Source organism: Methylobacterium sp. E-066 (assembly GCF_022829635.1).
Lineage (GTDB): Bacteria > Pseudomonadota > Alphaproteobacteria > Rhizobiales > Beijerinckiaceae > Methylobacterium.
The window spans coordinates 1-232 of sequence record NZ_JAKSYO010000030.1 but is presented as its reverse complement, the minus strand read 5'-3'; the positions used below and the strand labels follow the sequence as shown (position 1 = coordinate 232).

1 rRNA gene is annotated in these 232 nt (G+C 57.8%); it reads left to right on the top strand.

Annotated features, from left to right (window positions below):
* Positions 1-12: 12 nt before the first annotated feature.
* Positions 13-232 (top strand): 16S ribosomal RNA (locus MKL20_RS01790); the annotation flags it as partial.

The window sequence follows — 232 nt, the reverse complement described above, 5'->3', positions numbered from 1 at the left end:
GATCAATCTCTTCAACGTGAGAGTTTGATCCTGGCTCAGAGCGAACGCTGGCGGCAGGCTTAACACATGCAAGTCGAGCGGGCATCCTTCGGGGTGTCAGCGGCGGACGGGTGAGTAACGCGTGGGAACGTGCCCTCTGGTTCGGAATAACTCAGGGAAACTTGAGCTAATACCGGATACGCCCTTTTGGGGAAAGGCTTGCTGCCGGAGGATCGGCCCGCGTCTGATTAGC